The following is a 24,916-nucleotide window of genomic DNA, read 5'->3' as shown; positions in this document are numbered from 1 at the left end:
TTCGGAGGTCGCAGCGTTGACCCCTGAATCCTTTGGTGTAGGATGCCGCACGTTTTGCAACGCCTTTGAGTCCAGATTTACATTGAGGAAATGGAATGACCGAGCCCCAACCGCTAATGGCCGGCAAACGTGGCCTTGTCATGGGGGTCGCCAATGACCGGTCCATTGCTTGGGGCATCGCCAAGGCCGCGCACGACCAGGGGGCCCAACTGGCCTTCACCTACCAGGGCGAGGCCCTGGAGAAGCGCGTGCGCCCGCTGGCCGAATCGGTCGGCTCCGACCAGGTCATCGCCTGCGACGTCACCGACGACGCCTCCATCGACGCCGTCTTCACCCAGATCGAGAAATCCTGGGGCAAGCTCGACTTCCTGGTCCACGCCATCGCCTATGCCGACAAGGAAGAGCTGAAGGGCAAGTACCTGGCGACCAGCCGCGACAACTTCCTGCGCTCGCTCGACATCTCCTGCTATTCGCTGACCGCGATCAGCCAGCGGGCTGTGCCGCTGATGAAGGACGGCGGCAGCATCCTGACGCTGACCTACTACGGCGCCGAGCGGGTCATGCCGCACTACAACGTCATGGGCGTGGCCAAGGCGGCGCTGGAAGCCAGCGTGCGCTACCTGGCCGCCGACCTGGGCGATCAGCACATCCGCGTCAATGCCATCTCCGCCGGGCCGATCAAGACCTTGGCCGCCTCCGGCATCGGCGACTTCCGCCATATCCTGAAGTGGAACGAGTTGAACTCGCCGCTGCGTCAGAACGTCAGCATCGAACAGGTCGGCGGCGCCGGCCTCTATCTGCTCTCCGACCTTTCGACCGGCGTCACGGGCGAGGTGCATCACGTCGATTCCGGCTACCACGTGGTCGGCATGATGTCGGTCGACGCGGCACCGCAGCTCGCGGAGCTGCTGAAGAACTTCACGCCTCAGTCCTGAGGCCCTCCTTCCACCCGCGAGGGCGATCCGGCGATGGCAGGCAACAGTTTCGGAGAGATCTTTCGCTTCACCACCTGGGGCGAGAGCCACGGCCCGGCCATCGGCTGCGTGGTCGACGGGGTGCCGCCGCGCATCCCGCTTGAAGCTTCGGAACTGCAGCACTGGCTCGACAAGCGCAAGCCCGGCCAGTCGCGCTTCACCACCCAGCGCCGCGAGCCGGACGAAGTGAAGATCCTCTCCGGCGTCTTCGAAGGGCAGACCACCGGCACCCCGGTCTCGCTGGTCATCGAGAACCAGGACCAGCGCTCCAAGGACTACGGCGACATCGCCGACAAGTTCCGTCCGGGGCACGCCGACTATACGTATTGGAAGAAGTACGGCATCCGCGACTACCGCGGCGGCGGGCGCTCCTCGGCGCGCGAGACCGCCATGCGGGTCGCCGCCGGCGGCATTGCCCGCAAGGTGCTGAACCACATCCTGACGCAGCCCGTCGTCATCCGCGGCGCCCTGGTGCAGATGGGCCCGCACCGGATCGAGCGCGGCAACTGGGACTGGGGCCAGATCGACGAAAATCCGTTCTGGTGCCCCGACGCCAAGGCGGCCCGGGACTGGGAGGGCTTCCTCGACGGCATCCGCAAGGCGGGCTCCTCCACCGGCGCGGTCATCGAGGTGGTGGCCTCCGGCGTGCCCGCAGGCCTCGGCGAGCCGGTCTACGACAAGCTCGACGCCGACCTGGCCAAGGCGATGATGTCGATCAACGCGGTCAAGGCGGTGGAGATCGGCGCCGGCCTGGAAGCGGCGGCGCTCAGCGGCGAGGAGAACGCCGACGAGATGCGCCTGGAAGGCAACCGCGTGGTCTTCACCTCCAACAGGGCCGGCGGCATCCTGGGCGGCATTTCCTCGGGCCAGGACGTGGTGGTGCGCTTCGCGGTGAAGCCGACCTCCTCCATCCTGACGCCGCGCAAGACCGTGGACCGCCACGGCAAGGAAACCGAAATCGTCACCAAGGGCCGCCACGATCCCTGCGTCGGCATCCGCGCGGTCCCGGTCGGCGAGGCCATGATGGCCATCGTGCTGGCCGATCACCTGCTGCGCCAGCGCGCCCTGGCCGGAAACGTCGAGGACTAGACAGGATGGCCGAGAAGCTGATCAACCTCTACAGCGATACCCAGACCCAGCCCTCCAAAGCCATGCGCCTGGCCATGGCCGAGGCCGAGGTGGGCGACGAGCAGCGCGGCGAGGACCCCAGCGTCAACCGGCTTTGCGAGATGACCGCCGAACTGCTGGGCAAGGAGGCGGCGGTCTTCCTGCCCTCGGGCACCATGTGCAACCAGCTCGCCATCCACATCCACTGCCGCCCGGGCGAGGAGATCATCGCTCACCGCTCGGCCCACATCCTGAACGCCGAGGGCGGCGGCACCGCCGCCTTCTCCGGCGCCCAGGTGCAGGGCCTCGACGGCCCCGGCGGCCTGTTTTCGGTGGAAGCGGCACGCGCGGCCATCCGCCCCAAGAGCCGCTACAATCCGCAGACCCGCCTGATCGCCGTGGAGCAGACCGCCAACTTCGGCGGCGGCACCATCTGGCCGCTGTCGGACATAGAGGCGCTGGGTGCCCTGGCGCAGCAGCAGGGCCTCGCCTACCACATGGACGGCGCGCGCCTGCTGAACGCCGTGGTGGCGGCAGGCGTATCCGCTAAAGACTTCTCCGCGCCCTTCGACAGCGTGTGGATCGACCTCTCCAAAGGCCTCGGCTGCCCGGTCGGCGCGGTGCTGGCCGGCTCCAGCGAGTTCATCGAAGAAGTATGGCGCCTGAAGCAGCGCACCGGCGGGGCCATGCGCCAGGCCGGCATCATCGCCGCCGCCGGCATCTATGCCCTGGAGCACAACGTCGAGCGCCTGGCCGAGGACCACGACAACGCGAAGCTCTTTGCCGAGTCCCTGCGCAACCTGCCGGGCATCTGGGTCGACGTCGACGCGGTGGAAACCAACATCGTCTTCTTCGACATCGCCGGCACCGGCCTTTCCGCCGAGACCTTCTGCGCGGCGCTGAAGGAAAAGGGCGTCGACCTGGGCGGCGCCGGCGCGCGCATCCGCGCCGTCACCCACCTGGACATCTCCCGCGCCGACGTCGAAGCGGCCATCACCGCCATCCGCGAAGTCCTGAGCGACGCCAAGGCGTAAGCGCTTCACCCCCTCCCTAACCCTCCCCCATCAAGGGGGAGGGAGTTAAACCGCGAAGCCGCTTCGCTCTTCGTCCCTTCCCCCTTGTGGGGGAAGGTTGGGATGGTGGGGGGGGGCCGCGCAGCGACCCTCAAAGGGATTCTACCGCGCGAAGACCGCGACCAGTTCCAGGTGTCCCGACCAGGGGAACTGGTCGATGGGCGTCGCCTCTTTCAGGCGGTAGCCCCCGTCGACCAGAATGCGGGCGTCGCGGGCGAAGGTCGTCGGATTGCAGGACACGGCGATGACGACCGGTACGTCGCTGGCGGCGATCTCCGCCGCCTGCTCGCGGGCGCCGTTGCGCGGCGGATCGAAGACCACCACATCGCCGCCGGACAGCTCGTCGGCCAGCACTGGGAAGCGCGCCAGATCGCGCAGCTCCGCCTGCACCCGTACAACGCCCGTGGCGCGGCGCGCGGCGGCGTCCAGGGCCATGAGCGAGTCCTCCGCCCCCTCCGCGGCGTAGACCTGCAGGCGTTCGGCCAGCGGAAAGGTGAAGGTGCCGCAGCCGGCGAAGAGGTCGGCGGCGGTCTCCGCGCCCTCGGGCACCGCGGCCATGACCAGGTCCACCAGCACGGCCTCGCCTTCCGCCGTCGGCTGCACGAAACCGCCGGGCGGCGGCAGCACCGGCACGCCGCCGAAGGTGAGGACCGGATCGCGGCGCACGGCGAGCGGCTCCGGCGCCTCGCGGCCGTCGGTCCAGGACAGCCGCGCCAAGTCGCTCGCCTCGGCAAAGGCGGCCAGGGCCTCGCGGTCGGTCAGGGTGGGTTCATGGCGTGAATCGAGCAGCAGGTCGACGCCGGTCTCGCAGAGCGTCGCCGTCACCCTTGCTCCTTCCTGGACCGCCAGGATCCGCTCCAGCAGACCGTGCAGCGGCGCGATGAGCGCCTGCAATTCCGGCACCACCAGCAGGCAGGCATCGACATCGGTCAGTTGGTGCGACTCGCGCTCGTAGTACCCGAGAAGCTGGCCGCGCGCCGTCTTCAGCGCGCTCCAGGTGATGCGCCGGCGCCGTCCCGGCGGCACCCGGCGCAGCGGATGCAGCGTCTCCGGCGCCAGGCCGCGGCGCTCCAGCGCCAGGCGCAGCAGGCCTTCCTTCCAGTCGACGTAAGCGGGCTCGGCCAGGTGCTGCAGGGCGCAGCCGCCGCAGGGCCCGAAGAAGGGACAGGGCGGCTCGGCCCGGTTGGGGCCCTCTTCCAGCAGTTCGATGACCTCGCCCTTGAAGCCGCCGCCGCGCTGCCCGGTGACCCGCGCCAGCACCCTGTCGCCCGGCACCGTCTGGGCCAGGAACAGCGGCCGCCCGTCACAGCTCGACAGGCCGTCGCCCTTGGCCCCCAAGGCCTCCACCGTCACTTCAAGCTGGCGGCCGCCGCCACGCCGCGCCTTACGCCGCATGGTCCGGCCTTTGAACTATCTTAAATCGCATATCCGCCTGTCTTCACGTCACGCCATCGCGCGCAGCGGACTTTGCGGGATCGCCCGCTCAAGCACAAGCGGCCAGACAGCCGCCCGGCGCCTTGCCCGCCTACCTCTTCCGGGCTTCCTTGAGCGAAAATTTAACTGGCCAGGGAAGGTCCGGGACGCTGAGATAGGGCCATGACCCGCATCATCATGTTTCTGCTGAAGTGCCTGCTCGGCCTCTTCGCGACGGTCGGCTTCCTGCTCATCGCCGGCATCGCCGCCACGGCGGTCTTCCTGCCCCGCTTCGACGGCCTGGAGCCGGCCGCAAGCGACGTGCCGGAGGAGACCGTCCTGCTGCTGGATCTTTCCCGCGGCCTCATCGAGCAGCGCCCCGTCAATCCCCTCGCCCGCGCCTCCCTGGGCCATGCCCTGGTGCTGCGCGAGGCGGTGGAGGCCCTGGAGGCCGCCGGCCGCGACGACCGGGTGAAGGCCCTGGTGATCCGCGCCGGCTGGGGCGCGCCGGGCCTGGCGCAGGTACAGGAACTGCGCGACGCCGTCACGGAGTTCCGCGCCCAGGGCAAACCGGTCACCGCCTTCGCCGAAACTTTCGGCGAGGCCGGCAACGGAACCCTGCACTACTTCCTGGCCAGCGTGGCCGGCGAGGTCTGGATGCAGCCCTCCGGCGACCTGGGCATCACCGGCTTCGCGTTACAGCAGCCCTTCCTCAAACCGCTGCTCGAGGAGATCGGCGTGCGCGCGCAGGTCGCCCAGCGCGAGGAATACAAGGGCGCCATGAGCTTCCTGACGGAAGACGGCCTGCCGGAGCCGCAACGCCGGAACCTGCTGCGCTATCTCGAGTCCGCCCTGGGCCAGATCGTCACCGCCGTGGCCGAGACCCGCGACATGGAGGCCGGCACCCTGCGCAGCCTCATCGACCGTGCCCCCTTCCGCGGGGCCGAGGCCCAGCGCCTGGGCCTGGTCGACCGTTTGGGCTACTGGGACGAGGTGGAGGCCCTGGTCCTGGAGGCCGCCGGTCCCGGCGCCGAGATCCTGCCGCTGCAGGCCTATCTCCGCGCCGCACCGGGGCCCGTCGCCGAAGGCCCCGTCGTCGCCCTGGTGCACGGCGAGGGGCCGATCGTGCTGGCCGGCGGCGAGAACGACCCGGTCTTCGGCAGGGTAACGGCAGGCGCCGTCGACATCGCCCAGGCCCTCTCCGACGCCATCGACGATCCGGAGGTGGAGGCGATCCTGTTCCGTGTCGACAGCCCCGGCGGTTCCTATGTCGGCTCCGACACCATCTGGCGCGAGGTGCAGCGCGCCCGCGATCTGGGCAAGCCGCTTGTCGTCACCATGGGCAACGTCGCGGCCTCCGGCGGCTATTTCGTCTCCGCCCCGGCCGCCGCCATCGTCGCCCAGCCCGGCACCCTGACCGGCTCCATCGGCGTGGTCAGCGGCAAGGTTTCGCTGCGCGAACTCTGGGCCGATTTGGGCGTGAACTGGGACGGCGTACAGGCCGGCCGCCGCGCCGCCATGTTCAGCCCCAACGCGCCCTTCAGCCGCGAGGAGTGGAGTTGGCTGCAGCAGACCCTCGACGCCACCTACGCCGACTTTACCGGCAAGGTGGCCGCCGGGCGCGGCCTCAGCCAGGACGCCGTGCAGGCTGTGGCCAAGGGCCAGATCTGGTCGGGAAGCGACGCCAAGGAAGCGGGACTGGTCGATGCCCTGGGCGGCTATCGCAAGGCGCTGAACCTGGCCAAGGAAGCGGCCGGCATCGACGCCGGCACGGCGGTGCGCCTGCGCCCCTTCCCCGAACCGCGCGATCCCTTCACCGCGCTGCTGGAAGGCGCCCTGGGCGGCGAAATCGAAAGCCCGGCGGCCCTGTCGCTGATCCGCAGCTTCGCACGCCTGGCCCAGGCCCTGGCGCCTTTGGCCGAAACCGTGGAGTTGCTGAACGGAGATCCGCGCAGCCATAGCTTGCAGATACCGGATACCGTTCTCGCAGATTGAGATTCTTCGGAACGAGATTCCCACAAAATAACGCGCGTCATGGCGAAGTGTGGGATTCTTTCCTGATTCCATCTTGTGACCGTCACCGGGCGCTGGCTATGCTCGGTAGCAAGGCACGAATGGGAGATCGTGTGACTACGCCAGCCATAGAAGCCCGAGGCCTGTCCAAGGTCTTCGGCGCCGGGACAGATGCGGTTCACGCACTTGACGACGTTTCGCTGACGATCCGTCAAAACGAATTTTTCACCCTGCTTGGCCCTTCAGGCTGCGGCAAGACCACGCTGCTGCGCCTCATCGGGGGATTCGAGCAGCCGAGCCAGGGCGACATCTTTCTGGAAGGCCAGCGGCTGACCGGCCTGCCGCCGTTCAAGCGGCCGATCAACACGGTGTTCCAGAGCTATGCGCTGTTCCCGCACCTGACGGTGGGGCAGAACATCGCCTTCGGCCTGGAGATGCTGGGCCGCCCCAAGGAAGAGCGCTCCGCCCGGGTCGAGCGGATGCTCGCCCTGGTGAAGCTGCAGGGCTATGCCAACCGCAAGCCGGCGCAGCTTTCCGGCGGGCAGCAGCAGCGCGTCGCCCTGGCCCGGGCGCTCGCCAGCCAGCCCAAGGTCCTGCTGCTGGACGAGCCGCTCTCGGCGCTGGACCTGAAGCTGCGCAAGGAAATGCAGATCGAGCTCAAACGCCTGCAGACGGAAACCGGCATCACCTTCGTCTTCGTGACCCACGACCAGGAAGAGGCCCTCACCATGTCCGACCGCATCGCGGTGATGGACAGCGGCAAGATCCTGCAGATCGGCTCGCCGACCGAAATCTACGAGCATCCTCAGCGCCGCTTCGTCGCGGACTTCATCGGCGAGACCAACTTCCTGGAAGGCCGCATCGAGGAGTCCGGCGGCACGTCCGTGGCGCAGCTCGCCTGCGGCCACCTCCTGCCTCTCGACGGGCAGGCCGGCGGCGGCGCCAAGGGGCAACAGGTGACCCTGGCGGTGCGTCCGGAGCGCGCCGAGATCGTACCGCCGCAGGGCGAGGGCCTGCCCGCCACGGTGGGCGCCGTGGTCTACATGGGCACGGACACCACCTATCACCTGACGCTGGCCGACGGCACCCCCTTCACGGTGCGCAGCCAGAACCACGAAGGCGCGCGGCTGGACCTGGCCAGCGGGGCCGCCGTGAAGGTCCGCATCGCGCCAGCCGCTATCCAGCGCCTGGCGGACTGACCGCCATGACCGCTGCCGCCAGCAGAAAACGCGCCCTGCAGATCGCCCCCGCTCTGGCGATCATCGGTTTCTTCATGCTGGTGCCGCTGGGCCTCATGGCCTACGTGTCGATCCTGGAGAAGGGACTGAACGGCGGTGTCGTCTGGGACCTGCACACGCCCGCAGCCTACGTGAACTTCATCTTCGAGCGCGACCTCGACGACAGCCTGCTGCTCAACACCGACTACCTGCAGATCTTCGCGCGCTCCTTCGGGCTGTCGCTGCTGACCGCCACCCTGGCCCTGGCCATCGGCTTTCCGACGGCGCTTTACATGTCCATGCAGCCGGAGGGACGGCGCAACCTGCTGATCTTCCTGGTCACCATTCCCTTCTGGACCAACCTGCTGGTGCGCAACTACGCCTGGATCCTGCTGCTGCGCAACGGCGGCTTGGTGGAGAATCTGCTGCATTGGCTGGGCATCGCCGGCGACCAGCCTCTGGGATTGCTCTACACGCCCTATGCCGTCTCCATCGGCCTGACCTATACCTATCTGCCCTTCATGGTCCTGCCGATCTACGCCAGCCTGGAAAAACTCGACTCGCGCCTCATCGAGGCCGCCTTCGACCTGGGTGCCGACCGCCGCCGGGCCTTGACCCGCGTCATCCTGCCGCTGGCCGCGCCGGGCGTCGCCGCCGGCTGCGTGCTGGTCTTCGTGCCGGCGCTGGGCGCCTACGTGACCCCGGAACTTCTGGGCGGCGGCAAGTCGATGATGATCGGCAACCTGATCCAGAGCCAGTTCGGCGCGGCGCGCAACTGGCCTTTCGGCGCGGCGCTGGCCTTCGCACTGCTGGCCATCGTGCTGCTGGCGATGATGATCTACCTGGTCCGCTTCCGCCGCGCGCCCTCGGGAGGTCACTGATGGCGGGAGATCACTGATGCGCGTCGACGTCACCAATCCGCTGTGGCGCTTTCGCGGCCTCCGCGCGACGACCTGGCTTTTCTTCGCCTACCTCTACCTGCCGATCGTCGTTCTCATCGTCTTGAGCTTCAACGAGAACCGCCTGGCGACGATCTGGAGCGGCTTCTCGACCCAGTGGTACGGTATCGTCCTGGACAACGACGACATCATCCGCGCCGCCGGCAACTCGCTGATCATCGCAACGGTATCGACCCTGGCCGCCACCCTCGCCGCCACCCTGGCCGCGCTGGGCATGTCGAAGGGCCGCTTCCGCGGCGCCGACGGCGTCTCCGGGCTCATCGCCCTGCCACTGGTGGTGCCGGAGATCGTGACCGCCGTGGCCACGCTTCTGTTCTTCATCCTGATCGGCTTCCAGTTGGGCCTGTTGACCGTGATCGTCGCCCATACGGTGTTCTGTATCCCCTTCGCTTATCTGCCGATCCGGGCACGGCTGGAAGGCATGGATAAGGCCCTGGGCGAAGCCGCCAGCGACCTTTACGCCAACGACTGGCAGGCGTTCCACCGGGTCACCCTGCCGCTGCTCTGGCCGGGCATTCTCTCGGGCGGCATGTTGGCTTTCATCATTTCGCTGGACGACTTCGTCATCACCTACTTCGTCGCCGGCGCCGGCGCGACCACGCTGCCGGTCTATATCTTTGGCATGATCCGCATCGGCATCACCCCGGAGGTCAATGCGATCTCCTCCCTGATGCTGATCGTGTCGATCCTCTTCGTCACCCTGTCGTTTCTGGTCGGCAGGATGCGGCGATGATCCCACGGCGGCGAAGCGGCGCCGCGCGGGACGGACGATAAATCCGCAAGGCTAAGATAATTGGAGGCTCAGATGGCATTTAAGAAACTCTTGGGAAGCGTCGCCTGCGCGGCGGCCCTGGCTCTCACGATGGGGCCGCTCACCGCGGGCAGCGCCCAGGCCGAAGGCGAGTTGTTCCTCTACAACTGGTCGAACTACTTCCCGCCGGACCTGCTGAAGAAATTCGAGGCCGATACCGGCATCAAGGTGACGCTCGACGTCTACGATTCCAACGAGACCATGCTGGCCAAGCTACAGGCCGGCGCCTCCGGTTACGACGTGGTGGTGCCTTCCGCCTACATGGTCAAGATCATGATCGACGAGGGCCTGGCCGAGAAGATCGACGCCGGCTCAATGCCGAACTTCAACAACGTCGTGGCCCCGCACAACAACTTGCCGGCCGATCCAAAGCGCGAGTATTCCGCGCCCTACATGTGGGGCACCACCGGCTTCACCTACGACGCCGCCAAGGTCGGCGAGCTGGAGAACTCCTGGAAGGAGGTTTTCGAGCCGCGAGATGCCCTGAAAGGCCAGATCGCCATGCTGAACGACGAGGTCGAGGTCTACAACGCCGCGGCCTACTACGTCGGCGTCTCCAAGTGCACCGAAGATTCCAAGGACGCGCAGAAGATCCTCGACGTACTGGAAAAGCAGAAGCCCTTCGTCGCCACCTACAACTCCGATGGCACGATCGACCGGATGGCCGCCGGTGAGGTGCTGGCGCACATGCAGTGGAACGGCGCCTCGCACCGCACCAAGGAGAAGCTGCCGACTGCGGCCTACCTCTACCCCAAGGAGGGCATCACCTTCTGGAACGACAACTTCGTCGTGCCGGCCTCGGCGCCCAACAAGGAAAACGCCAAGACCTTCATCAACTGGATGATGGCGCCCGAGAACGCCGCCGTGGCATCCAATTTCACCGGCTACATGAACGCCATCCGCGGCTCCGACGCCTTTATGGACGAGTCCCTGAAGGCCGACCCCGCGGTGGTCATGCCGGAGGAATACGCCGACCGACTGCGGCCGAACGAGAACTGCTCGCCGGCCGCCCGCGAGCTGCGCAACAAAGTGTGGACGCGCCTGAAAAAGTAAGCCGACCGCTCGGGGGCGGGCCGCGGCCCGCCCCCCCCCCGCGCCGCAGAGTTTGTACATGACAGTCCCCTCCTCCTTTACCTTGGCTCTCTGGGCCACCAATCTCTCGACACCGATCAGCGGTCTCGGCGCCTGGGCCGATCGTGTGGAATCCAAGATGGCCGAAGCCGCCGCGGGCGGCGCGAAGCTGCTGGTCATGCCGGAGTACGCGGCCGAAGCCTGGTTGTCCTTCAAGCCGGAAGGGCTCGCCTCCGACAGGGAGATCGCCTGGATGGCCGAGCAGGCCCCGAGCGCGCTGGAACTGCTGCGCGACCTGCCCGCCCGCCACGGCATCGGCCTGCTCGCCGGCACCATGCCCTGGCGCGTGGACACCAAGAAGGGGGGCGGCTTCAGCAACCGCGCCTGGCTGCTTCTGCCCGACGGCCGCGCCATTGCCCAGGACAAGCTTTCCCTGACCCCCGGCGAGCAGGAGCCGGACTACTGGAACCTGACGCCCGGCAACGAGCTGCACATCGTCGAGTGGGAGGGCCTCAGGATCGCCACGCTGATCTGCCTCGACATCGAGATGCCGGCGCTCTCGGTCCTGCTGGCACCGCAGGCCCCGGACCTCATCCTCGTGCCTTCGATGACCCACCGGCTCTCGGGCAATTCGAGGGTCTTCGGCTGCGCCAAGGCGCGTGCGGTCGAGCTGATTTGCGCGGTGGGCGCGACCGGGTTGATCGGACGTTCCCCCGGCACGACACTCAATCCCACCAACGTCGGCGCCTGCGCCCTGTTCCTGCCCTGCGAGCCCAGCCTCGGTATGCACGGCGTGCTGGAAGCCATTCCGCCGCTGGCGGAGCACGAGGCCGACGGCCCCCTGGTGTTCGCCCGCGACATCCCCTTCGCCGAGATCCGCCGGCTGCGCGCATCCGGCGCCGAAGTCTGGCCCGGCGCCTGGCGGGCCGACCACGTCACGCTTGTCGAGGATCCCCTCCCGTGAAGACCGTCTACAGCGAAAAGCACAAGCTTCATCACGCCAAGCTGGAGCTCATCAACGGCCAGATGGAGCCCGCCGTGGAGATGCCTTCGCGGGCCGAAACGGTGCTGGAGCGCGTGAAGGCCGTCGGCCTGGGCCCGGTATCGGGCCCCAGCGTGCACGGCCTGGGCCCGGTGCTGAAGGTGCATGACGCCAGCTATGTCGGCTTCCTGGAAAAGGCCTGGGACCTGTGGACCGCCGAGGGCCGCGACTACGACGCCCTGCCTCTGGTCTGGCCGGTGCGCGGCCTACGCCAGATCGAGCCGGAACACATCGACGGCAAGCTCTCCTACTTCTCCTTCGACGCCGGCACGCCGATCACCGCCGGCACCTGGGAGGCGGCCACCGCTGCCGCGGACGTGGCATTGAGCGGTGCTGACGAATTGCACCGGGGCGCGACCTCGGCCTTCGCGCTCTGCCGGCCGCCAGGCCACCACGCCGCGGCCGACTTCTACGGCGGCTATTGCTTTCTCAACAATGCCGCCATCGCCGCCCAGTCCTTCATCGACGCGGGCGCCGGGCGGGTCGCAGTCCTGGACGTCGACTATCATCACGGCAACGGCACGCAGGCAATCTTCTACGACCGCCCCGACGTCTTCTTCGCCTCGATCCACGGTGATCCCCGGCAGGAGTACCCCTTCTTTCTCGGCTATGAGGACGAGACCGGCGCGGGCGCGGGCGAGGGATGCAACGCCAATTACCCGCTTCGCTGGGGCAGCGGCTTCGACGTCTGGCGGGCGGCGCTGGAGGATGCCTGCAAGAAGATCGCCCACCACGGACCCGAGGTGGTGGTGGTGTCGCTGGGCGTCGACACCTTCGAGAAGGATCCGATCTCGCAGTTCAAACTGAAGTCCGACGACTACTTCGTCATCGGCGAGACCATCGCCGCGCTCGGCAAACCAACGCTCTTCGTCATGGAAGGCGGCTACGCGGTGGCGGAGATCGGCATCAACGCCGTCAACGTGCTGCTGGGGTTCGAGGGGCGCCGCTAAAGCCCTTAGGGGCGCCTCATTTCGTCACGACGAGACGGTAGCCGACGTCGCACTCTTCCAGGTCGAGCACCTTGGAGTAGCGCTGCGCCCAGGCGCCCGAGTTCAGGTCGTCTTCGAGTCTTTTCAGCCCCTCGGACACGTTCTCCAGCGTCCAGAAAGAAGACATGGCGGCCCGAATCTTGACGTCGAGATAGGCGGCGGGGCGCCGCCAGTAGGCATACAGGAACCCGTCGGTACAATCGTGTGGAACGGGCACGGCCGAGATCTCCACCGGGCCAAGCCACGTCTCGTAATCGGTCATTCTCGGCATGATCACGTCGTCCAGCGCCGCCAGCTCCGGAAAATAGTCGGTAAGCCAGGCGCCCCGTTGCGCGGGATCGAAGGTCAGCAGGACAACGGAACCCCTGGTCACGCGGCGCATTTCCGACAGGCCTTTGCCTTTGTCGGTCCAATGATGGACCGTCAGGACCGCCATGGAGGCATCGAAGGAATGGTCGCCGAAAGGCAGGCCTTCCGCATGGCCCTGAATGACCGAAGCGGCAGTCCCGGCGCGCTGCCGGATCATTTCCGCCGAGGGCTCGACTGCGGTGACCCGCCTGCCGGCGGGCTCATACGAGCCGGCGCCGGCGCCGACGTTCAAGACGGAGTCCGCGGCGCCCAGCGCCGTCGCGATCCTCGCCGCGATCCTTGAATCCGGCTTCCTGAGATTGGAATAGTTGACCCCGATCGTATCGTAGGATCTGCGTCTTGAACCGGGCGTCATGACGCCGCCTCCCCCTCAAGCTGTCTACCACCGCCGGACGGTCTTGCGCGCCACCAGCAGGAATTCCTTGTTCCCTTCGGGGCCGGTGACCGGGCTTTCGGTGACGCCTTCCACCGACCAACCCGGCTGGCTGTCGACCCAGGCCGCGATACGCGCGCAGACCTCTTCATGCAGGGCGGGGTCGCGCACCACGCCGCCCTTGCCGACCCTTTCCTTGCCGACCTCGAACTGCGGCTTGATCAGCACCGCCATGGCGGCTTCTGGCGCGGTGAGGGCCAGCGGGGCCGGCAGCAGCACCTCGAGGCCGATGAAGCTGGCATCGCAGACCAGCAGATCGACCGGCTCCGGCACCTGCCCGGGGGTCAGGGTGCGGGCGTTGGTGCGCTCCAGCACCACGACGCGGGGATCGTTGCGCAGCTTCCAGGCCAACTGCCCGTGTCCCACGTCGACGGCGTAGACCCTGGCCGCGCCGTGCTGCAGCAGCACGTCGGTGAAGCCGCCGGTCGAGGCACCGACGTCGAGGCAGATCAGCCCCGCCGGGTCGAGGCCGAAAGCCCCCAGCGCGTGCGCCAGCTTCAGCCCGCCGCGGCTGACCCAGGGGTGGTCCTGGCCGCGCACCTCCAGCGCCTGATCCTCGGCAACGCCTTCACCGGCCTTGGCCAGCTTGCGCTCCCCGGCGAAGACCTTCCCGGCCATGATCAGGGCCTGGGCCTTGGCCCGGCTTTCCACCAGGCCGCGCTCGACCAGCGCCACGTCGGCGCGGGTCTTGCCGGCCTTCGGCTTGCTCACGGGACTTTGCTCCTGGGGGCCTTGCTCATCGCTGGACGAGGCCTGCGTCAGGCAGGTAGCGCTGGCGGCGGTGGAAGCGCCAGATCACGGCCGAGGCAACGAAAGCCAGGCCGCAGGCGAGCCCCACCCAGACACCGCGGCCGCCCAGGCCGAGTGGAAAGGCCAGCACCACCGAGGCGACGAAGCCAATGATCCAATAGCCGCCGATGGCCAGCCACATGGGCACGTTGGTATCGCTGAGGCCGCGCAGGGCGTGGACGCCGATGACCTGGCCCCCGTCGACCAACTGGAACAAGGCGGCGATGACCAGGAAGGCCACGGCCAATTCCACGACCTCCGCGTTCTCCGGCGTCGAGAGGTCGAGGAAGAGGCCGACCAGGAAGTGCCCGGCAAACCAAAAGACCAGCGCCGAGCAGGTCATGAAGAGGGTGCCGGCAACGAGCGCCGCCCAGCCGGCCCGCGTCACCCCGTCGTGGTCTCGCGCGCCCGCGGCGAGGCCGACACGCACCACCGCCGCTTGCCCGATGCCCAGCGGCACCATGAAAGCGACCGCGGCGCACTGCAGGGCGATGGCATGGGCGGCCAGCGCCTCGGTGCTGATGAGCCCCATGAGGAAGGCGGCGGCGGAGAACAGCCCGGCCTCGGCGACGATGGTCAGACCGATAGGCACGCCGACGCGGAACAGCTCGAAGAAGCGTGGCCAGTCGGGACGCCAGAAGCGCAGCAAGATGGCATAGCGGCGGAAACGCCGGTCCCACTGCACGTAGCCGAGCAACGCCAGGAACGAGAGGATCTGCACGATGGAGCTGGTGACGCCCGCACCCATCAGCCCCCAGCGCGGCAGGCCGAAGTTGCCGAACATCAGGCCGTAGTTCGAAACCGCGTTGACGCCCACCGCGATGACGGTGATGACCAGCACCGAGCGTGGACGGGAATGGGCGGTGACGAAACTGCGCAGCACCACGAACCACAGGCTGGGCAACAGCGACCAGGCGACGGCCTGCAGGTAGTCCTGGGCCAGCAGCGCGATGGCCGGCTCCTGCCCGAAGGCCAGCAGGACCCAGCGGCCATAGAAGATGATCGCGGTGAAGACCGCCCCGAACAGCAGCGTCAGCCAGAAGCCCTGACGCACCGTGCGGCGCACACCGCGGAAGTCCCGCCCGCCCAGCGCTTGCGCGGTCATAGGCGCGACCACCGTGGCGATGCCCAGGCCGAAGAGGAACAGCGGGATGAAGATGTTCATGCCCAGAGCGCCGGCGGCCAGTTCCTCCGGCCCCAGCCAGCCCATCATCACGATGTCCGTGGTGTTGATGCCGATCATCGCCAACTGGGTGAAGACCAGCGGCGCAGACAGCCGCAGCGTCGCGAGGATCTCGCGGCGCCACAATGCAGCAGCACTAAGCTCGCCATCGGCAGCCAAGGCCGCGGCGTTGGGGAGAAGCGTTCCGGACATGGCGGCAATATGACCGGTTTCGCTGAAGGGGAGAAGCCACTTCGCGCGCAGGGCCGCTATGCGCGGCTCTTTCGATCCTTCCCGCGGTCAGCCAGCGGTCACGCGCGGGCGGGCGACTCCAGCTCGTCCTGGCCCAGCGCCCCCAGCACGGCGGCGAGGATACCGGCGCGGTCCAGGCCCGCCTGGGCGATCTGCACCTCCGGCTTGTCGTGGTCGATGAAGCGGTCGGGCAGAGTCAGGGGACGGAACTTGAGGCCCTTGTCGAAGACGCCTTCCAAGGCCAGGAACTGCATGACCTGGGTGGCGAAGCCGCCGATGGCGCCCTCCTCCACGGTCACCAGCACCTCATGCTCGCGGGCCAGGCGTCGCACCAGGTCTTCGTCCAGCGGCTTGGCGAAGCGGGCGTCGGCCACAGTGGTGGAAAGCCCGCGGGCCGCCAGGTCGTCAGCCGCCGCCAGGGCGTCGGCCAGACGCGTGCCCAGGGACAGGATCGCCACTTTGCCGCCTTCGCGGATGATCCGGCCCTTGCCGATTTCCAGCGGCGTGCCGCGCGCCGGCATCTCGATGCCCAGCGCCTCGCCGCGCGGATAGCGCAGGGCCGAGGGCCGGTCGTCGATCTGGCAGGCGGTCGCCACCATGTGCATCAGCTCCACCTCGTCGCTGGGCGCCATGATCACGAAATTCGGCAGGCAACCCAGATAGGTCAGGTCGTAGCTGCCCTGGTGGGTGACGCCGTCGGCGCCGACCATGCCGGCACGGTCGATGGCGAAGCGCACCGGCAGGCTCTGGATCGCCACGTCGTGGACCACTTGGTCGTAGCCGCGCTGCAGGAAGGTGGAATAGATCGCCGCGAAAGGCTTGAAACCCTCGCAGGCCATGCCGGCGCAGAAGGTGACCGCATGCTGCTCGGCGATGCCGACGTCGAACATGCGTTCCGGAAAGCGCTCGGCGAACTTGTTGAGACCGGTGCCCGAGGGCATGGCGGCGGTCACCGCGACGATGGTGTCGTCGTGCTCGGCCTCGGCGATGAGGCCCGCGGCGAAGACGTTCTGATAGCTCGGCGCCTTGGGCGTGCCCTTAGCCTGCTTGCCGGTGACCACGTCGAACTTGGCGACGCCGTGATACTTGTCGGCGGCGGCCTCGGCGGGCTCGTAGCCCTTACCCTTCTGCGTGACGCAGTGGATCAGCACCGGGCCTTCGTAGTGCGAGTCGCGCACGTTCTTCAGCACCGGCAGCAGGTGGTCCAGGTTGTGACCGTCGATGGGGCCGACGTAGAAGAATCCCAGTTCCTCGAACAGCGTGCCGCCGGTCAAGAGGCCGCGGGCGTATTCCTCGGCCCGCTTGGCGGCCATCTCGATGGGCCGCGGGAAGCGTTTGGCCAGCTCGCGGCCCAGCGAGCGGACCGAGAGGAAAGGCTTGGAGGAGATGAGCTGCGACAGATAGGCGCTCATGGCGCCCACCGGCGGCGCGATCGACATGTCGTTGTCGTTGAGGATGACGATGAGGCGCGAGTTCATGGCGCCGGCGTTGTTCATCGCCTCATAGGCCATGCCGGCGCTCATCGAGCCGTCGCCGATGACGGCGATGACCGCGTTGTCCTCGCCGCGGAAGTCGCGCGCCACGGAGAAACCCAGGCCGGCGGAAATCGAGGTCGAGCTGTGCGCCGCGCCGAAGGGGTCGTATTCACTCTCCTTGCGGCTGGTGAAGCCGGAGAGGCCGCCGCCCTGGCGCAGGCTGCGCATCCGGTCGCGCCGGCCGGTCAGGATCTTGTGCGGATAGCACTGATGGGAGACGTCCCAGATCAGCTTGTCCTTGGGCGTCTCGAAAACATAGTGCAGCGCCGTGGTCAGCTCCACGACGCCCAGGCCGGCGCCCAGGTGGCCGCCCGTCGAGGAAACGGCCTCGATCATCTCCGAACGCAACTCTTCGGCGAAATCGCGGAGTTGCTCTTCACCCAGCTTACGCAGATCCGCCGGCTCGTTGACCTGATCCAATAAGGGGGTGGGACGCCTGTTATGACCTATTTGTGCCACGCCTTAAATCACTCCTGCCGCCTTGCCGGCGTCTCGTTGTCACACCGCAACAATATTAACAATACCCCGTCGCGCCCGCATCCCTGCCGCCGCGAACTTCTCGTGGCGCCCCCTCAGGACCGGCGGGAGACGACGAAATCCGCCGCCTGCCTTAGAAGGTCCGACTTTTGGCCGAAAAGATCAAGCCGCGCACAAGCGGAGTGAACCAGCTCCCTGGCTTTTTCTCGCGCCTTTTCAACGCCAAGCTGGCCGACGAATGTGGCTTTTCCAAGGTCCGCATCCTGGCCTGTGGGCTTGCCCAGGGCCTCGGGCGTGCTCTCTTCGTCCAACAGGTCGTCGGCGATTTGGAAAGCCAGGCCCAGATCTTCCGCGTAGGCGACCAGGGCCTGCCGCTCGCCGGCCCCCGCCTCGCCGAGGATCGCCCCCGCCTCGCAGGCGAAGCGGATCAATGCCCCGGTCTTGAGGCTCTGCAGCTCCGATATCCCCGCCAGGTCCAGGCTGCCGCGCTGCGGCGAGATGTCGATCATCTGTCCGCCGACCATCCCCGCCGCCCCGGCAGCGGCCGCCAGCCGGGCCACCAGATCGCAGCGCACTTCCGCCTTCTCATGGGTGCGCGGGTCCGACAGCACCGTGAAAGCCTCGGTCAGCAGACCGTCCCCGGCCAGGATGGCGATCGCCTCGTCGAAGGCCAGATGCGCCGTCGGCTTGCCGTGGCGCAGATCGCTGTCGTCCATGGCCGGCAGATCGTCGTGGATCAGGCTGTAGCAGTGCACCATCTCCAAGGCCGCGCCGGCGCGCAGCGCCTGTTCGCCGGGCACGTCGAAGAGCCGGGCCGTTTCGCAGACCAGAAAGGGCCGGAGGCGCTTGCCGCCGCCCAGCGCGGCATAGCGCATGGCTTCGACGACCGTGCCGCGCGGGCCCGCGGCCGGGGGCAGCAGCCGGTCGAGCAAGCCGGTGACGGCCTCGGCCCGCGCCTTCAGCGCCTCCTGCAGGCCGCCGCCCTCCGGCGGCAGGCTCCGGGTCCGGGCCTGGCTATTCGACATCGAGAGCCTCGCTGCTCACGCTGCCGTCGGCGGCCAGGCTGATCTTCTCGATCTTGGCCTGGGCCTCGCGCAGCTTGGCATCGCAGTGCCGCTTCAGGGCGGCGCCGCGGTCGTAGTCGCCGATGGCGCTGTCCAGCGTGCCCTGGCCCTGTTCCAACTTGCCGACGATCGCCTTCAACTCGTCCAGCGCTTCCTCGAAGCTCATCTTGCGGATTTCGGCGGGAATGTCGTTGTCTGCCATGCTTTCGATCTCACTCCGTGGGGCCCCACGCCCCCCTTCACTGCTTGCGCCGCGGCGGAATCGCGGCGGGTTCTCCGCCGACCATGCCGGAAGCGCGGGCGGGAAAACAGCCCCTAGATAGCCAGGGGACACCATTTTCCGTCCGTTTGCCCCTTCTTTGCCCCATAAGGCGGGGTCTGCGCCCCGGCGCGGCCTTTCACCGCGCCATCAACGTGCGGACGTGGGCAGCCACGCTGCGCCCCAGGGCGGCGGGGTTGTAGCCGCCTTCCAGCACCGAGACCAGCCGCCCGCCGCAGGAGTTGCGCGCCAAGGCCATGAGCTGCTGCGTCGCCCAGACGTAGTCATCCTCGGTGAAGTTGAGGCCGGCCAGCGGATCCTCGGCATGGGCGTCGAAACCGGCGGAGATGAAGAGAAACTCAGGTTGGAAGCTCGTCAGGGCCGGCACGATGTTGTCGCGCATGCCCTGGCGGAATTCTTCCGAACCACCGCCGGGCGGCAGCGGCACGTTGACGATATTGGCGTTCACCCCGCGCTCCCGCGCCGCGCCGGTGCCGGGGTAAAGCGGCATCTGGTGGGTCGAGGCATAGAAAAGATCGGGATCGCTCCAGAACGCCGCCTGGGTGCCGTTGCCGTGGTGCACGTCGAAATCCACCACCGCGATGCGGTGCAGGCCATGCGCCGCACGCGCATGCAAGGCGCCGACCGCGACGTTGTTGAAGACGCAGAAGCCCATGGCATGGTCCGGCTCGGCATGATGGCCCGGCGGGCGCACCGCGCAGAAGGCGTTGTCAGCCTCGCCAGCCATGACCGCGTCGACGGCGGCCACAACGGCGCCGGCCGCGCGCAGCGCCGCTTCGCCGGAGCCCGGTGAAAGGATGGTGTCGGCGTCCAGGGCCCGCTCCCCCTCGCCGTCGCTTGGAACCGCCTGCAGGATGTTCGCGACGTAGTCGCCGGGATGGACCAGGGCGATCTGGCTTTCCTCGGCCCGCGGCGCCTCGCGCCGCTCCAGCGCGTCGAACTCCGAGGCGGAAAGCGCCTCGCGAATCGCCTTCAGGCGCACCGGGCTCTCCGGGTGCCCGATGTCTGGGATGTGGTCTTCGCAGGCGCTGTGACTGAAGAGAAGAGTGGTCATAAAGTGGCTCAATTGGGCTTTCGATTCGTCCGACTCGCCCAATCATAGAACCTGAAGCCCGCCAATTTAACCGAGCAATTTCCCTGCCGGGACGCGAAGAAGCGCCCCGAAAGGCGGAAACGCACCCCGCGGACGCGCCTTCAGGGCCCTGTCAGCAGTCCCGCCCAGGCTGCTTCTGCGGCATTGACTCACCTCCTAACTCACGCCAATTGTGGGAAATAGCTGATTTTTCCAGTGCGGACGGCGGCAGGACGCCCCTCCGCGACCCAAGGGCCAGTGGAGAGCGAAATTGATCGCGTACGTACGAACGGCAAAACGCCGCTCGGCAGTTGACGGCATTGCGCCGTCGGCGGCCATTCTTCTGGCCCTGACCGCCCTTTGGCTGGGCAGCGGCCCCGCCGCCGCCCAGCAGGATGTCGCGCGGGTCCGCGTCGACGCCGTGCGCAGCGAACCCTTGAGCCAGACCGTGCCGGTGATCGGCCGGCTGGTGGCCCGCCAGGCGGGCTCCGTCGCGGCGCGCATCAGCGGGCCGATCCTGGAATTCCGCGTCGAGGTGGGCGACCGTGTCACCGCCGGCGACGTCATCGCCGTGCTCGACGACGCCACCAAGCGGGCCGAGCGCGACCTCGCCGCCGCGGGCCTGGCGGTGGCGCGCGCCGAACTGAAGACCAAACAGGCCCAGATCACCTTGGCCCAGCAGGAACTGAAGCGCCTGGAAGGGCTGAAAAAGTCGGCCGCTTTCAGCCAGGCCCGCTTCGAGGACGCCCTGCAGGAAGTCGTCATCGCCGAGGCCGGGGCCCGCGAGGCCGAATCCTCCGTGACCTCGGCGCGCGCCCAGTTGCGCCTGGAGGAAATCGACCTGGAATATACCCAGATCACGGCGCCCTACGACGGCGTCGTCACCCGGCGTCTCAGCGAAGCCGGCTCCTACGCCTCGGCCGGCGACGAACTGGTGTACATGATCGCCGACCGGAGCCTGGAGGTGGAGGCCGACGTGCCCTCCAACCGGCTGCTCGGCCTTTCGGCCGGCACGCATGTCGACGTCACCCTGGACAACGGCACCAAATTCCAGGCCGCGGTGCGCGCCGTCATCCCCAACGAAAACCCCCTGACGCGCACCCGCGCCGTGCGCTTCCTGCCGGACTTCGGCGCGCAGGGACAGGCCGCCACCGGCCCGCTGGCCAATGAGCAATCGGTCACCGTTCAGGTGCCGATCGGCGCACCGCGGGAGATCGTCTCGGTTCACAAGGACGCCATCATCAAGCGGCCGAACGACACCGTCGTCTTCGTCGTCGTCGACGGTATGGCGCAGCCGCGCAGCATCGTGCTCGGCGAAGCGGTAGGCAGCCGCTACGAGGTGCTCGACGGGCTAGCCGTCGGCGAGTTGGTGGTGGTGCGGGGCAACGAACGGCTGCAACCGGGAACGCCGGTGAAGATCGAAGAGGCGTCTTGATGAACCTCATCAAGACAGCCATCGAACGTCCCATCGCCGTCATCGCCGCCGTGCTGATGGTGGTGATGTTCGGCCTGGTGGCCCTGCAGACCATCCCCATCCAGCTTGCCCCCGACATCAACAGCCCGGTCATCACCGTCACCACGGAATGGGCCGGCGCGGCGCCGGCCGAGGTCGAGCGCGAGATCACCAACCGTCAAGAAGAAGAGCTGAAGGGCATCGAGGGACTGGAGGAGATCACCTCGCGCTCCGAGCGCGGGCGCAGCCGCGTCACTCTGGAGTTCGCCGTCGGCACCAACATGGACCGGGCGCTGCTGCTGGTTTCCAACCGCCTGGACCGGGTCAACGGCTACCCCAGCGAGGCCGACGAGCCGACGCTGGACACCGCCGGCGCCGAGGACAACGCCATCGCCTGGTTCATTCTGACGCGCGAGCCCGGCAACGAACGGCCGATCAGCGAATACGGCGATTTCGCCGAGGACGTGATTCAGGAGCGCCTGGAGCGCGTCCCCGGAGTCAGCCGGATCAACGTCTACGGCGGCACGGAGCGGGAGATCCGGGTGACCGTCGACCCCCAGGTTCTGGCCCGCTACCGCCTGACGGTCAGCGAGGTCGTGGACTCCCTGCGCCGCGCCAACGCCTCCTTCAGCGCCGGCGACGTCGACGAAGGCAAGCGCCGCTATGTGGTCCGCACCGAGGGCGAGCTCAACACCGTCGAGGCAGTACGCTCCGTCGTGGTGCGCAGCGACGAGGACGCCGCCAGCGGCCGTCTGGCACGAGTCCTGATCGGCGACATCGCCGAGGTACGCTTCGGCTACAAGGAGGCGCGCGCCGCCATTCGCATGCGCGGCGACGCCGCCCTGGCCATGAACGCCATCCGCGAGACCGGAGCCAACGTCATCGAGACCATGAAAGGCATCCGCGCCGCGATCACGGAGCTGAACGAAGGCCCCATCCCCGCCGCCGGACTGAAGCTGCGCCAAGTCTACGACGAGACAGTCTACATCGATTCCGCCATCGACCTGGTGCAGCAGAACATCTGGGTCGGCGGCACCCTGGCGGCCATCATCCTGCTGCTCTTCCTGCGCTCCTTCCGCGCCACCCTGGTGATCTCCCTGGCCATCCCCGTCTCGGTGATCGGCGCCTTCGTGGCCATGGCCGCGCTGGGACGCTCGATCAACGTCATTTCCCTTGCCGGCATCGCCTTCGCCGTCGGCATGGTGGTCGACGCCGCCATCGTCGTGCTGGAGAACATCTACCGCCTGCGCGAGCAAGGCCGTCCGGTGCGCGAGGCCGCCTATCTGGGCGCCAAGCAGGTCTGGGGCGCGGTGCTGGTCTCGGCGCTCACCACGGTCATGGTCTTCATCCCGATCCTGGTCATGCAGTTGGAGGTAGGCCAGTTGTTCCGCGACATCGCGGTGGCAATCTCCGTCTCGGTGCTGCTGTCCCTGCTGGTCTCCATCACCGTGCTGCCCGCCTTGTCCAGCCGCCTGCTCGGCAACGGCAAATCGCGCTCCGATCACAGCGTCACGCGCCTGCGGCTGCCGGTCGTCGACCAGCTCGCCAGGGGCTTCGTCGCCACGGTGGTCGGCTTCACACAACTCGTGGTGCGCAGCCGCCTCGCCGCCCTGGGCACCGTTGCTGCGGTCACCACGGTGGCGCTCTACGGAAGCTGGCACTACCTGCCCAAGCTGGAGTATCTGCCCGAAGGCAACCGCAACCTGGTCTTCGGCATCATCATCCCGCCGCCCGGCTATAACCTCGACACCATGGTGAGCATCGCCGAGGGCGTCGAGACGGCGACCCGGGAGCACTGGACCGAGGAAGAAACCTCCCTCGAAGAGGCCGCGAAAGACGAGAGGCCTCTGGGGGAGCGGATCGGCGCCCTGCCCGGCGAGCTGCTGCAGGCTGCGCGGGACGCCGTCGGCGGCCTGCTCGCGGGCTTCGGCGCCGGCGCCGGGGAACGGCCACCGCCGAAGATGGACCGCTTCTTCTTCGTCGCCTTCAACGCCAATACCTTCATCGGCGCCACCTCGGCGGAGCCGCAGCGCGCGGCGGAGGTCATTCCCTTGCTGGAGGGCCCGGTGTTCAGCGAGCCCGGCACCTTCGGCTTCATCAACCAGCCCTCCATCTTCGGGCGCGGCATCGGCTCGGGGCGCAAGATCGATCTCAACATCTCCGGCCAGCACCTGGAGCCGATCCTGCAGGTGGCCCAGCAGGCGGTGGGACGCATCGCGCAAATCCTCCCCCGCGAGACGGGCAACCAGCTACGGCCCAACCCCGGCCTGGAACTGGGCGCGCCGGAGGTTCGGCTGTTCCCCGACCGTCTGCGTCTCGCCGACAACGGCGTCAGCGCCCGCCAGTTCGGCGAAGCCATCGATACCTTCAACGACGGCCTGCGCGTGCTGGAGGTGACGGTCGGCAACGACCGCCTGGACCTCATGCTGCAGGGGCCGGAAGCCAACGTCGCGGAAACTCAAGGGATTTCAAATCTGCCGGTGGTGACCTCCAGCGGCGACATCCTGCCCGCCTCCTCGCTGGCCGAGGTGGTCCTGACCTCCGGCCCCACAGAGGTGCGCCACCACGAGCGCGCCCGCACCATCACCCTGGAGATCCGGCCGGCGCCGGGCATCCCCCTGGAAGCCGCGCTGGAGATTCTGCGCGACCAGGTCATGGCGCCGATGGAGCAGGCGGGCCTGCCGCCGGGGGTAAAATTCAGCATCTCCGGCACCGCCGACAAGTTGACGCAGACCTGGAACGCCATGGTGCTGCAACTCGCCATCGCGATCGCCATCGTCTATCTGGTCATGGCGGTGCTTTTCGAGAGCTTCTTCTATCCGCTGATCATCCTGCTGTCGGTCCCCCTGGCCACCGCCGGCGGCGTCGCCGGCCTGGCGGTGCTGAACCTCTACGCCTATCAGCCGCTGGACATGCTGACGCTGCTGGGCTTCGTCATCCTGATCGGCATCGTCGTCAACAACGCCATCCTTCTGGTGCATCAGACTCTCTATCACCTGCGCGAAGAGGGCATGGCCGCGGGACCGGCGATCGTCGAGGCGACGCGCAACCGCATCCGGCCGATCTTCATGTCGACCCTGACCTCGGTCGTCGGCATGCTCCCGCTGGTGTTCTTCCCCGGCGCGGGCTCGGAGCTTTACCGCGGCCTCGGCTCCGTGGTGATCGGCGGTCTGGCGCTCTCGGCGGCGCTGACCTTGCTGATCATCCCGCCGATGCTGTCGCTGCTGGTCAGCCTGCTGGAAGGGCGGGAAGCTGTCGCGGCCCCCGCGCAGCCGCCCGGCGGCCGCGGAACCCAGCCAGCCCTCGGCGAATAGCCGGCGGTCCTAGATCGGGTTCACAGGGACGGTGGATCGCCTTCGGC

The 24,916-nt window shown here is 67.9% G+C and carries 20 protein-coding genes; 12 read left to right on the top strand and 8 right to left on the bottom strand.

Annotated features, from left to right (window positions below; all coding sequences use genetic code 11):
• Nucleotides 1–95 precede the first annotated feature (95 nt).
• From fabI to AAFN88_RS09550, 3 genes are read left to right on the top strand one after another with little or no spacing between them, the layout of a single operon-like run.
• Nucleotides 96–935 (top strand): enoyl-ACP reductase FabI, encoded by an 840-nt coding sequence (gene fabI / locus AAFN88_RS09560; RefSeq protein ID WP_347520063.1) that lies wholly within the window; start codon nt 96–98, stop codon nt 933–935.
• Between the two features lie 33 nt (nt 936–968).
• Nucleotides 969–2,063: a chorismate synthase gene (gene aroC, locus AAFN88_RS09555; RefSeq protein WP_347520062.1), complete on the top strand. Its 1,095-nt coding sequence runs from the start codon at nt 969–971 to the stop codon at nt 2,061–2,063.
• 5 nt (nt 2,064–2,068) lie between these two features.
• A complete protein-coding gene (locus AAFN88_RS09550) occupies nt 2,069–3,115 on the top strand; it encodes a GntG family PLP-dependent aldolase (protein WP_347520061.1) in 1,047 nt (348 codons plus the stop codon).
• 141 nt (nt 3,116–3,256) lie between these two features.
• Here the strand turns inward: AAFN88_RS09550 and AAFN88_RS09545 are convergent, their stop codons facing one another.
• Nucleotides 3,257–4,549, bottom strand: a complete 1,293-nt coding sequence (locus AAFN88_RS09545; RefSeq protein ID WP_347520060.1) for a class I SAM-dependent RNA methyltransferase — start codon at nt 4,547–4,549, stop codon at nt 3,257–3,259.
• 201 nt (nt 4,550–4,750) lie between these two features.
• On the opposite strand from AAFN88_RS09545, the gene sppA reads away from it, so the two are divergent.
• From sppA to AAFN88_RS09510, 7 genes are all read left to right on the top strand, one after another.
• Nucleotides 4,751–6,562, top strand: a complete 1,812-nt coding sequence (gene sppA, locus AAFN88_RS09540; protein WP_347520059.1) for a signal peptide peptidase SppA — start codon at nt 4,751–4,753, stop codon at nt 6,560–6,562.
• 131 nt (nt 6,563–6,693) lie between these two features.
• The gene (locus AAFN88_RS09535; RefSeq protein ID WP_347520058.1) at nt 6,694–7,779 is read left to right on the top strand and encodes an ABC transporter ATP-binding protein; all 1,086 of its coding nucleotides are present in this window, start codon (nt 6,694–6,696) and stop codon (nt 7,777–7,779) included.
• A gap of 5 nt (nt 7,780–7,784) precedes the next feature.
• On the top strand, nt 7,785–8,678 hold the full coding sequence (locus AAFN88_RS09530; protein WP_347520057.1) for an ABC transporter permease: 894 nt from the start codon (nt 7,785–7,787) through the stop codon (nt 8,676–8,678).
• A 16-nt stretch (nt 8,679–8,694) separates the two neighbouring features.
• Nucleotides 8,695–9,489 (top strand): ABC transporter permease, encoded by a 795-nt coding sequence (locus AAFN88_RS09525; protein WP_347520055.1) that lies wholly within the window; start codon nt 8,695–8,697, stop codon nt 9,487–9,489.
• A gap of 72 nt (nt 9,490–9,561) precedes the next feature.
• Nucleotides 9,562–10,620, top strand: coding sequence for an extracellular solute-binding protein (locus tag AAFN88_RS09520; RefSeq protein ID WP_347520054.1), 1,059 nt, complete (start codon nt 9,562–9,564; stop codon nt 10,618–10,620).
• Between the two features lie 58 nt (nt 10,621–10,678).
• Entirely contained in the window at nt 10,679–11,602 is a 924-nt protein-coding gene (locus AAFN88_RS09515) for a nitrilase-related carbon-nitrogen hydrolase (protein WP_347520053.1), read from the top strand.
• On the top strand, nt 11,599–12,630 hold the full coding sequence (locus AAFN88_RS09510; protein WP_347520052.1) for a histone deacetylase family protein: 1,032 nt from the start codon (nt 11,599–11,601) through the stop codon (nt 12,628–12,630). Before AAFN88_RS09515 ends, AAFN88_RS09510 begins: the two co-directional genes overlap by 4 nt.
• Before the next feature lie 16 nt (nt 12,631–12,646).
• Here the strand turns inward: AAFN88_RS09510 and AAFN88_RS09505 are convergent, their stop codons facing one another.
• The 7 genes from AAFN88_RS09505 to AAFN88_RS09475 all read right to left on the bottom strand — a co-directional run bounded on the left by AAFN88_RS09505 (nt 12,647) and on the right by AAFN88_RS09475 (nt 20,084).
• The gene (locus tag AAFN88_RS09505; protein ID WP_347520051.1) at nt 12,647–13,270 is read right to left on the bottom strand and encodes a class I SAM-dependent methyltransferase; all 624 of its coding nucleotides are present in this window, start codon (nt 13,268–13,270) and stop codon (nt 12,647–12,649) included.
• Nucleotides 13,271–13,417: 147 nt separating this feature from the next.
• Nucleotides 13,418–14,182, bottom strand: coding sequence for a TlyA family RNA methyltransferase (locus AAFN88_RS09500; RefSeq protein ID WP_347520050.1), 765 nt, complete (start codon nt 14,180–14,182; stop codon nt 13,418–13,420).
• 25 nt (nt 14,183–14,207) lie between these two features.
• Nucleotides 14,208–15,635, bottom strand: coding sequence for an MATE family efflux transporter (locus AAFN88_RS09495; RefSeq protein ID WP_347520049.1), 1,428 nt, complete (start codon nt 15,633–15,635; stop codon nt 14,208–14,210).
• 98 nt (nt 15,636–15,733) lie between these two features.
• Nucleotides 15,734–17,629: a 1-deoxy-D-xylulose-5-phosphate synthase gene (dxs, locus tag AAFN88_RS09490; protein ID WP_347520048.1), complete on the bottom strand. Its 1,896-nt coding sequence runs from the start codon at nt 17,627–17,629 to the stop codon at nt 15,734–15,736.
• 152 nt (nt 17,630–17,781) lie between these two features.
• Nucleotides 17,782–18,711 (bottom strand): polyprenyl synthetase family protein, encoded by a 930-nt coding sequence (locus tag AAFN88_RS09485; RefSeq protein WP_347520047.1) that lies wholly within the window; start codon nt 18,709–18,711, stop codon nt 17,782–17,784.
• Entirely contained in the window at nt 18,701–18,952 is a 252-nt protein-coding gene (locus tag AAFN88_RS09480) for an exodeoxyribonuclease VII small subunit (RefSeq protein ID WP_347520046.1), read from the bottom strand. The genes AAFN88_RS09485 and AAFN88_RS09480 overlap by 11 nt, the downstream gene beginning before the upstream one ends.
• Before the next feature lie 196 nt (nt 18,953–19,148).
• A complete protein-coding gene (locus tag AAFN88_RS09475) occupies nt 19,149–20,084 on the bottom strand; it encodes a histone deacetylase family protein (protein ID WP_347520045.1) in 936 nt (311 codons plus the stop codon).
• A gap of 289 nt (nt 20,085–20,373) precedes the next feature.
• Between AAFN88_RS09475 and AAFN88_RS09470 the strand changes: the two genes are divergently transcribed.
• Together AAFN88_RS09470 and AAFN88_RS09465 are read left to right on the top strand one after the other, a co-directional pair.
• Nucleotides 20,374–21,537, top strand: a complete 1,164-nt coding sequence (locus tag AAFN88_RS09470; protein WP_347520044.1) for an efflux RND transporter periplasmic adaptor subunit — start codon at nt 20,374–20,376, stop codon at nt 21,535–21,537.
• Nucleotides 21,537–24,869 carry an efflux RND transporter permease subunit gene (locus AAFN88_RS09465; RefSeq protein WP_347520043.1) on the top strand — a complete coding sequence of 1,111 codons (3,333 nt, stop codon included), beginning with the start codon at nt 21,537–21,539 and terminating at the stop codon, nt 24,867–24,869. The genes AAFN88_RS09470 and AAFN88_RS09465 overlap by 1 nt, the downstream gene beginning before the upstream one ends.
• Nucleotides 24,870–24,916: the final 47 nt, after the last annotated feature.

Origin of the sequence: Pelagibius sp. CAU 1746 (assembly GCF_039839785.1) — a bacterium.
Taxonomy (GTDB): Bacteria; Pseudomonadota; Alphaproteobacteria; order Kiloniellales; family Kiloniellaceae; genus Pelagibius.
Note: the sequence above shows the minus strand (reverse complement) of the source record. Positions and strands in the feature narration are given on the sequence as shown.

What these genes read in the sequence shown, in the direction of transcription:
- AAFN88_RS09480 (WP_347520046.1), bottom strand. Translation starts at nt 18,952, where the DNA reads ATGGCAGACAACGACATTCCCGCCGAAATCCGCAAGATGAGCTTCGAG.
- AAFN88_RS09530 (WP_347520057.1), top strand. Translation starts at nt 7,785, where the DNA reads ATGACCGCTGCCGCCAGCAGAAAACGCGCCCTGCAGATCGCCCCCGCT.
- sppA (WP_347520059.1), top strand. Translation starts at nt 4,751, where the DNA reads ATGACCCGCATCATCATGTTTCTGCTGAAGTGCCTGCTCGGCCTCTTC.
- AAFN88_RS09550 (WP_347520061.1), top strand. Translation starts at nt 2,069, where the DNA reads ATGGCCGAGAAGCTGATCAACCTCTACAGCGATACCCAGACCCAGCCC.
- fabI (WP_347520063.1), top strand. Translation starts at nt 96, where the DNA reads ATGACCGAGCCCCAACCGCTAATGGCCGGCAAACGTGGCCTTGTCATG.
- AAFN88_RS09520 (WP_347520054.1), top strand. Translation starts at nt 9,562, where the DNA reads ATGGCATTTAAGAAACTCTTGGGAAGCGTCGCCTGCGCGGCGGCCCTG.
- AAFN88_RS09475 (WP_347520045.1), bottom strand. Translation starts at nt 20,084, where the DNA reads ATGACCACTCTTCTCTTCAGTCACAGCGCCTGCGAAGACCACATCCCA.
- AAFN88_RS09495 (WP_347520049.1), bottom strand. Translation starts at nt 15,635, where the DNA reads ATGTCCGGAACGCTTCTCCCCAACGCCGCGGCCTTGGCTGCCGATGGC.
- AAFN88_RS09545 (WP_347520060.1), bottom strand. Translation starts at nt 4,549, where the DNA reads ATGCGGCGTAAGGCGCGGCGTGGCGGCGGCCGCCAGCTTGAAGTGACG.
- AAFN88_RS09515 (WP_347520053.1), top strand. Translation starts at nt 10,679, where the DNA reads ATGACAGTCCCCTCCTCCTTTACCTTGGCTCTCTGGGCCACCAATCTC.
- AAFN88_RS09465 (WP_347520043.1), top strand. Translation starts at nt 21,537, where the DNA reads ATGAACCTCATCAAGACAGCCATCGAACGTCCCATCGCCGTCATCGCC.
- AAFN88_RS09525 (WP_347520055.1), top strand. Translation starts at nt 8,695, where the DNA reads ATGCGCGTCGACGTCACCAATCCGCTGTGGCGCTTTCGCGGCCTCCGC.
- AAFN88_RS09485 (WP_347520047.1), bottom strand. Translation starts at nt 18,711, where the DNA reads ATGTCGAATAGCCAGGCCCGGACCCGGAGCCTGCCGCCGGAGGGCGGC.
- aroC (WP_347520062.1), top strand. Translation starts at nt 969, where the DNA reads ATGGCAGGCAACAGTTTCGGAGAGATCTTTCGCTTCACCACCTGGGGC.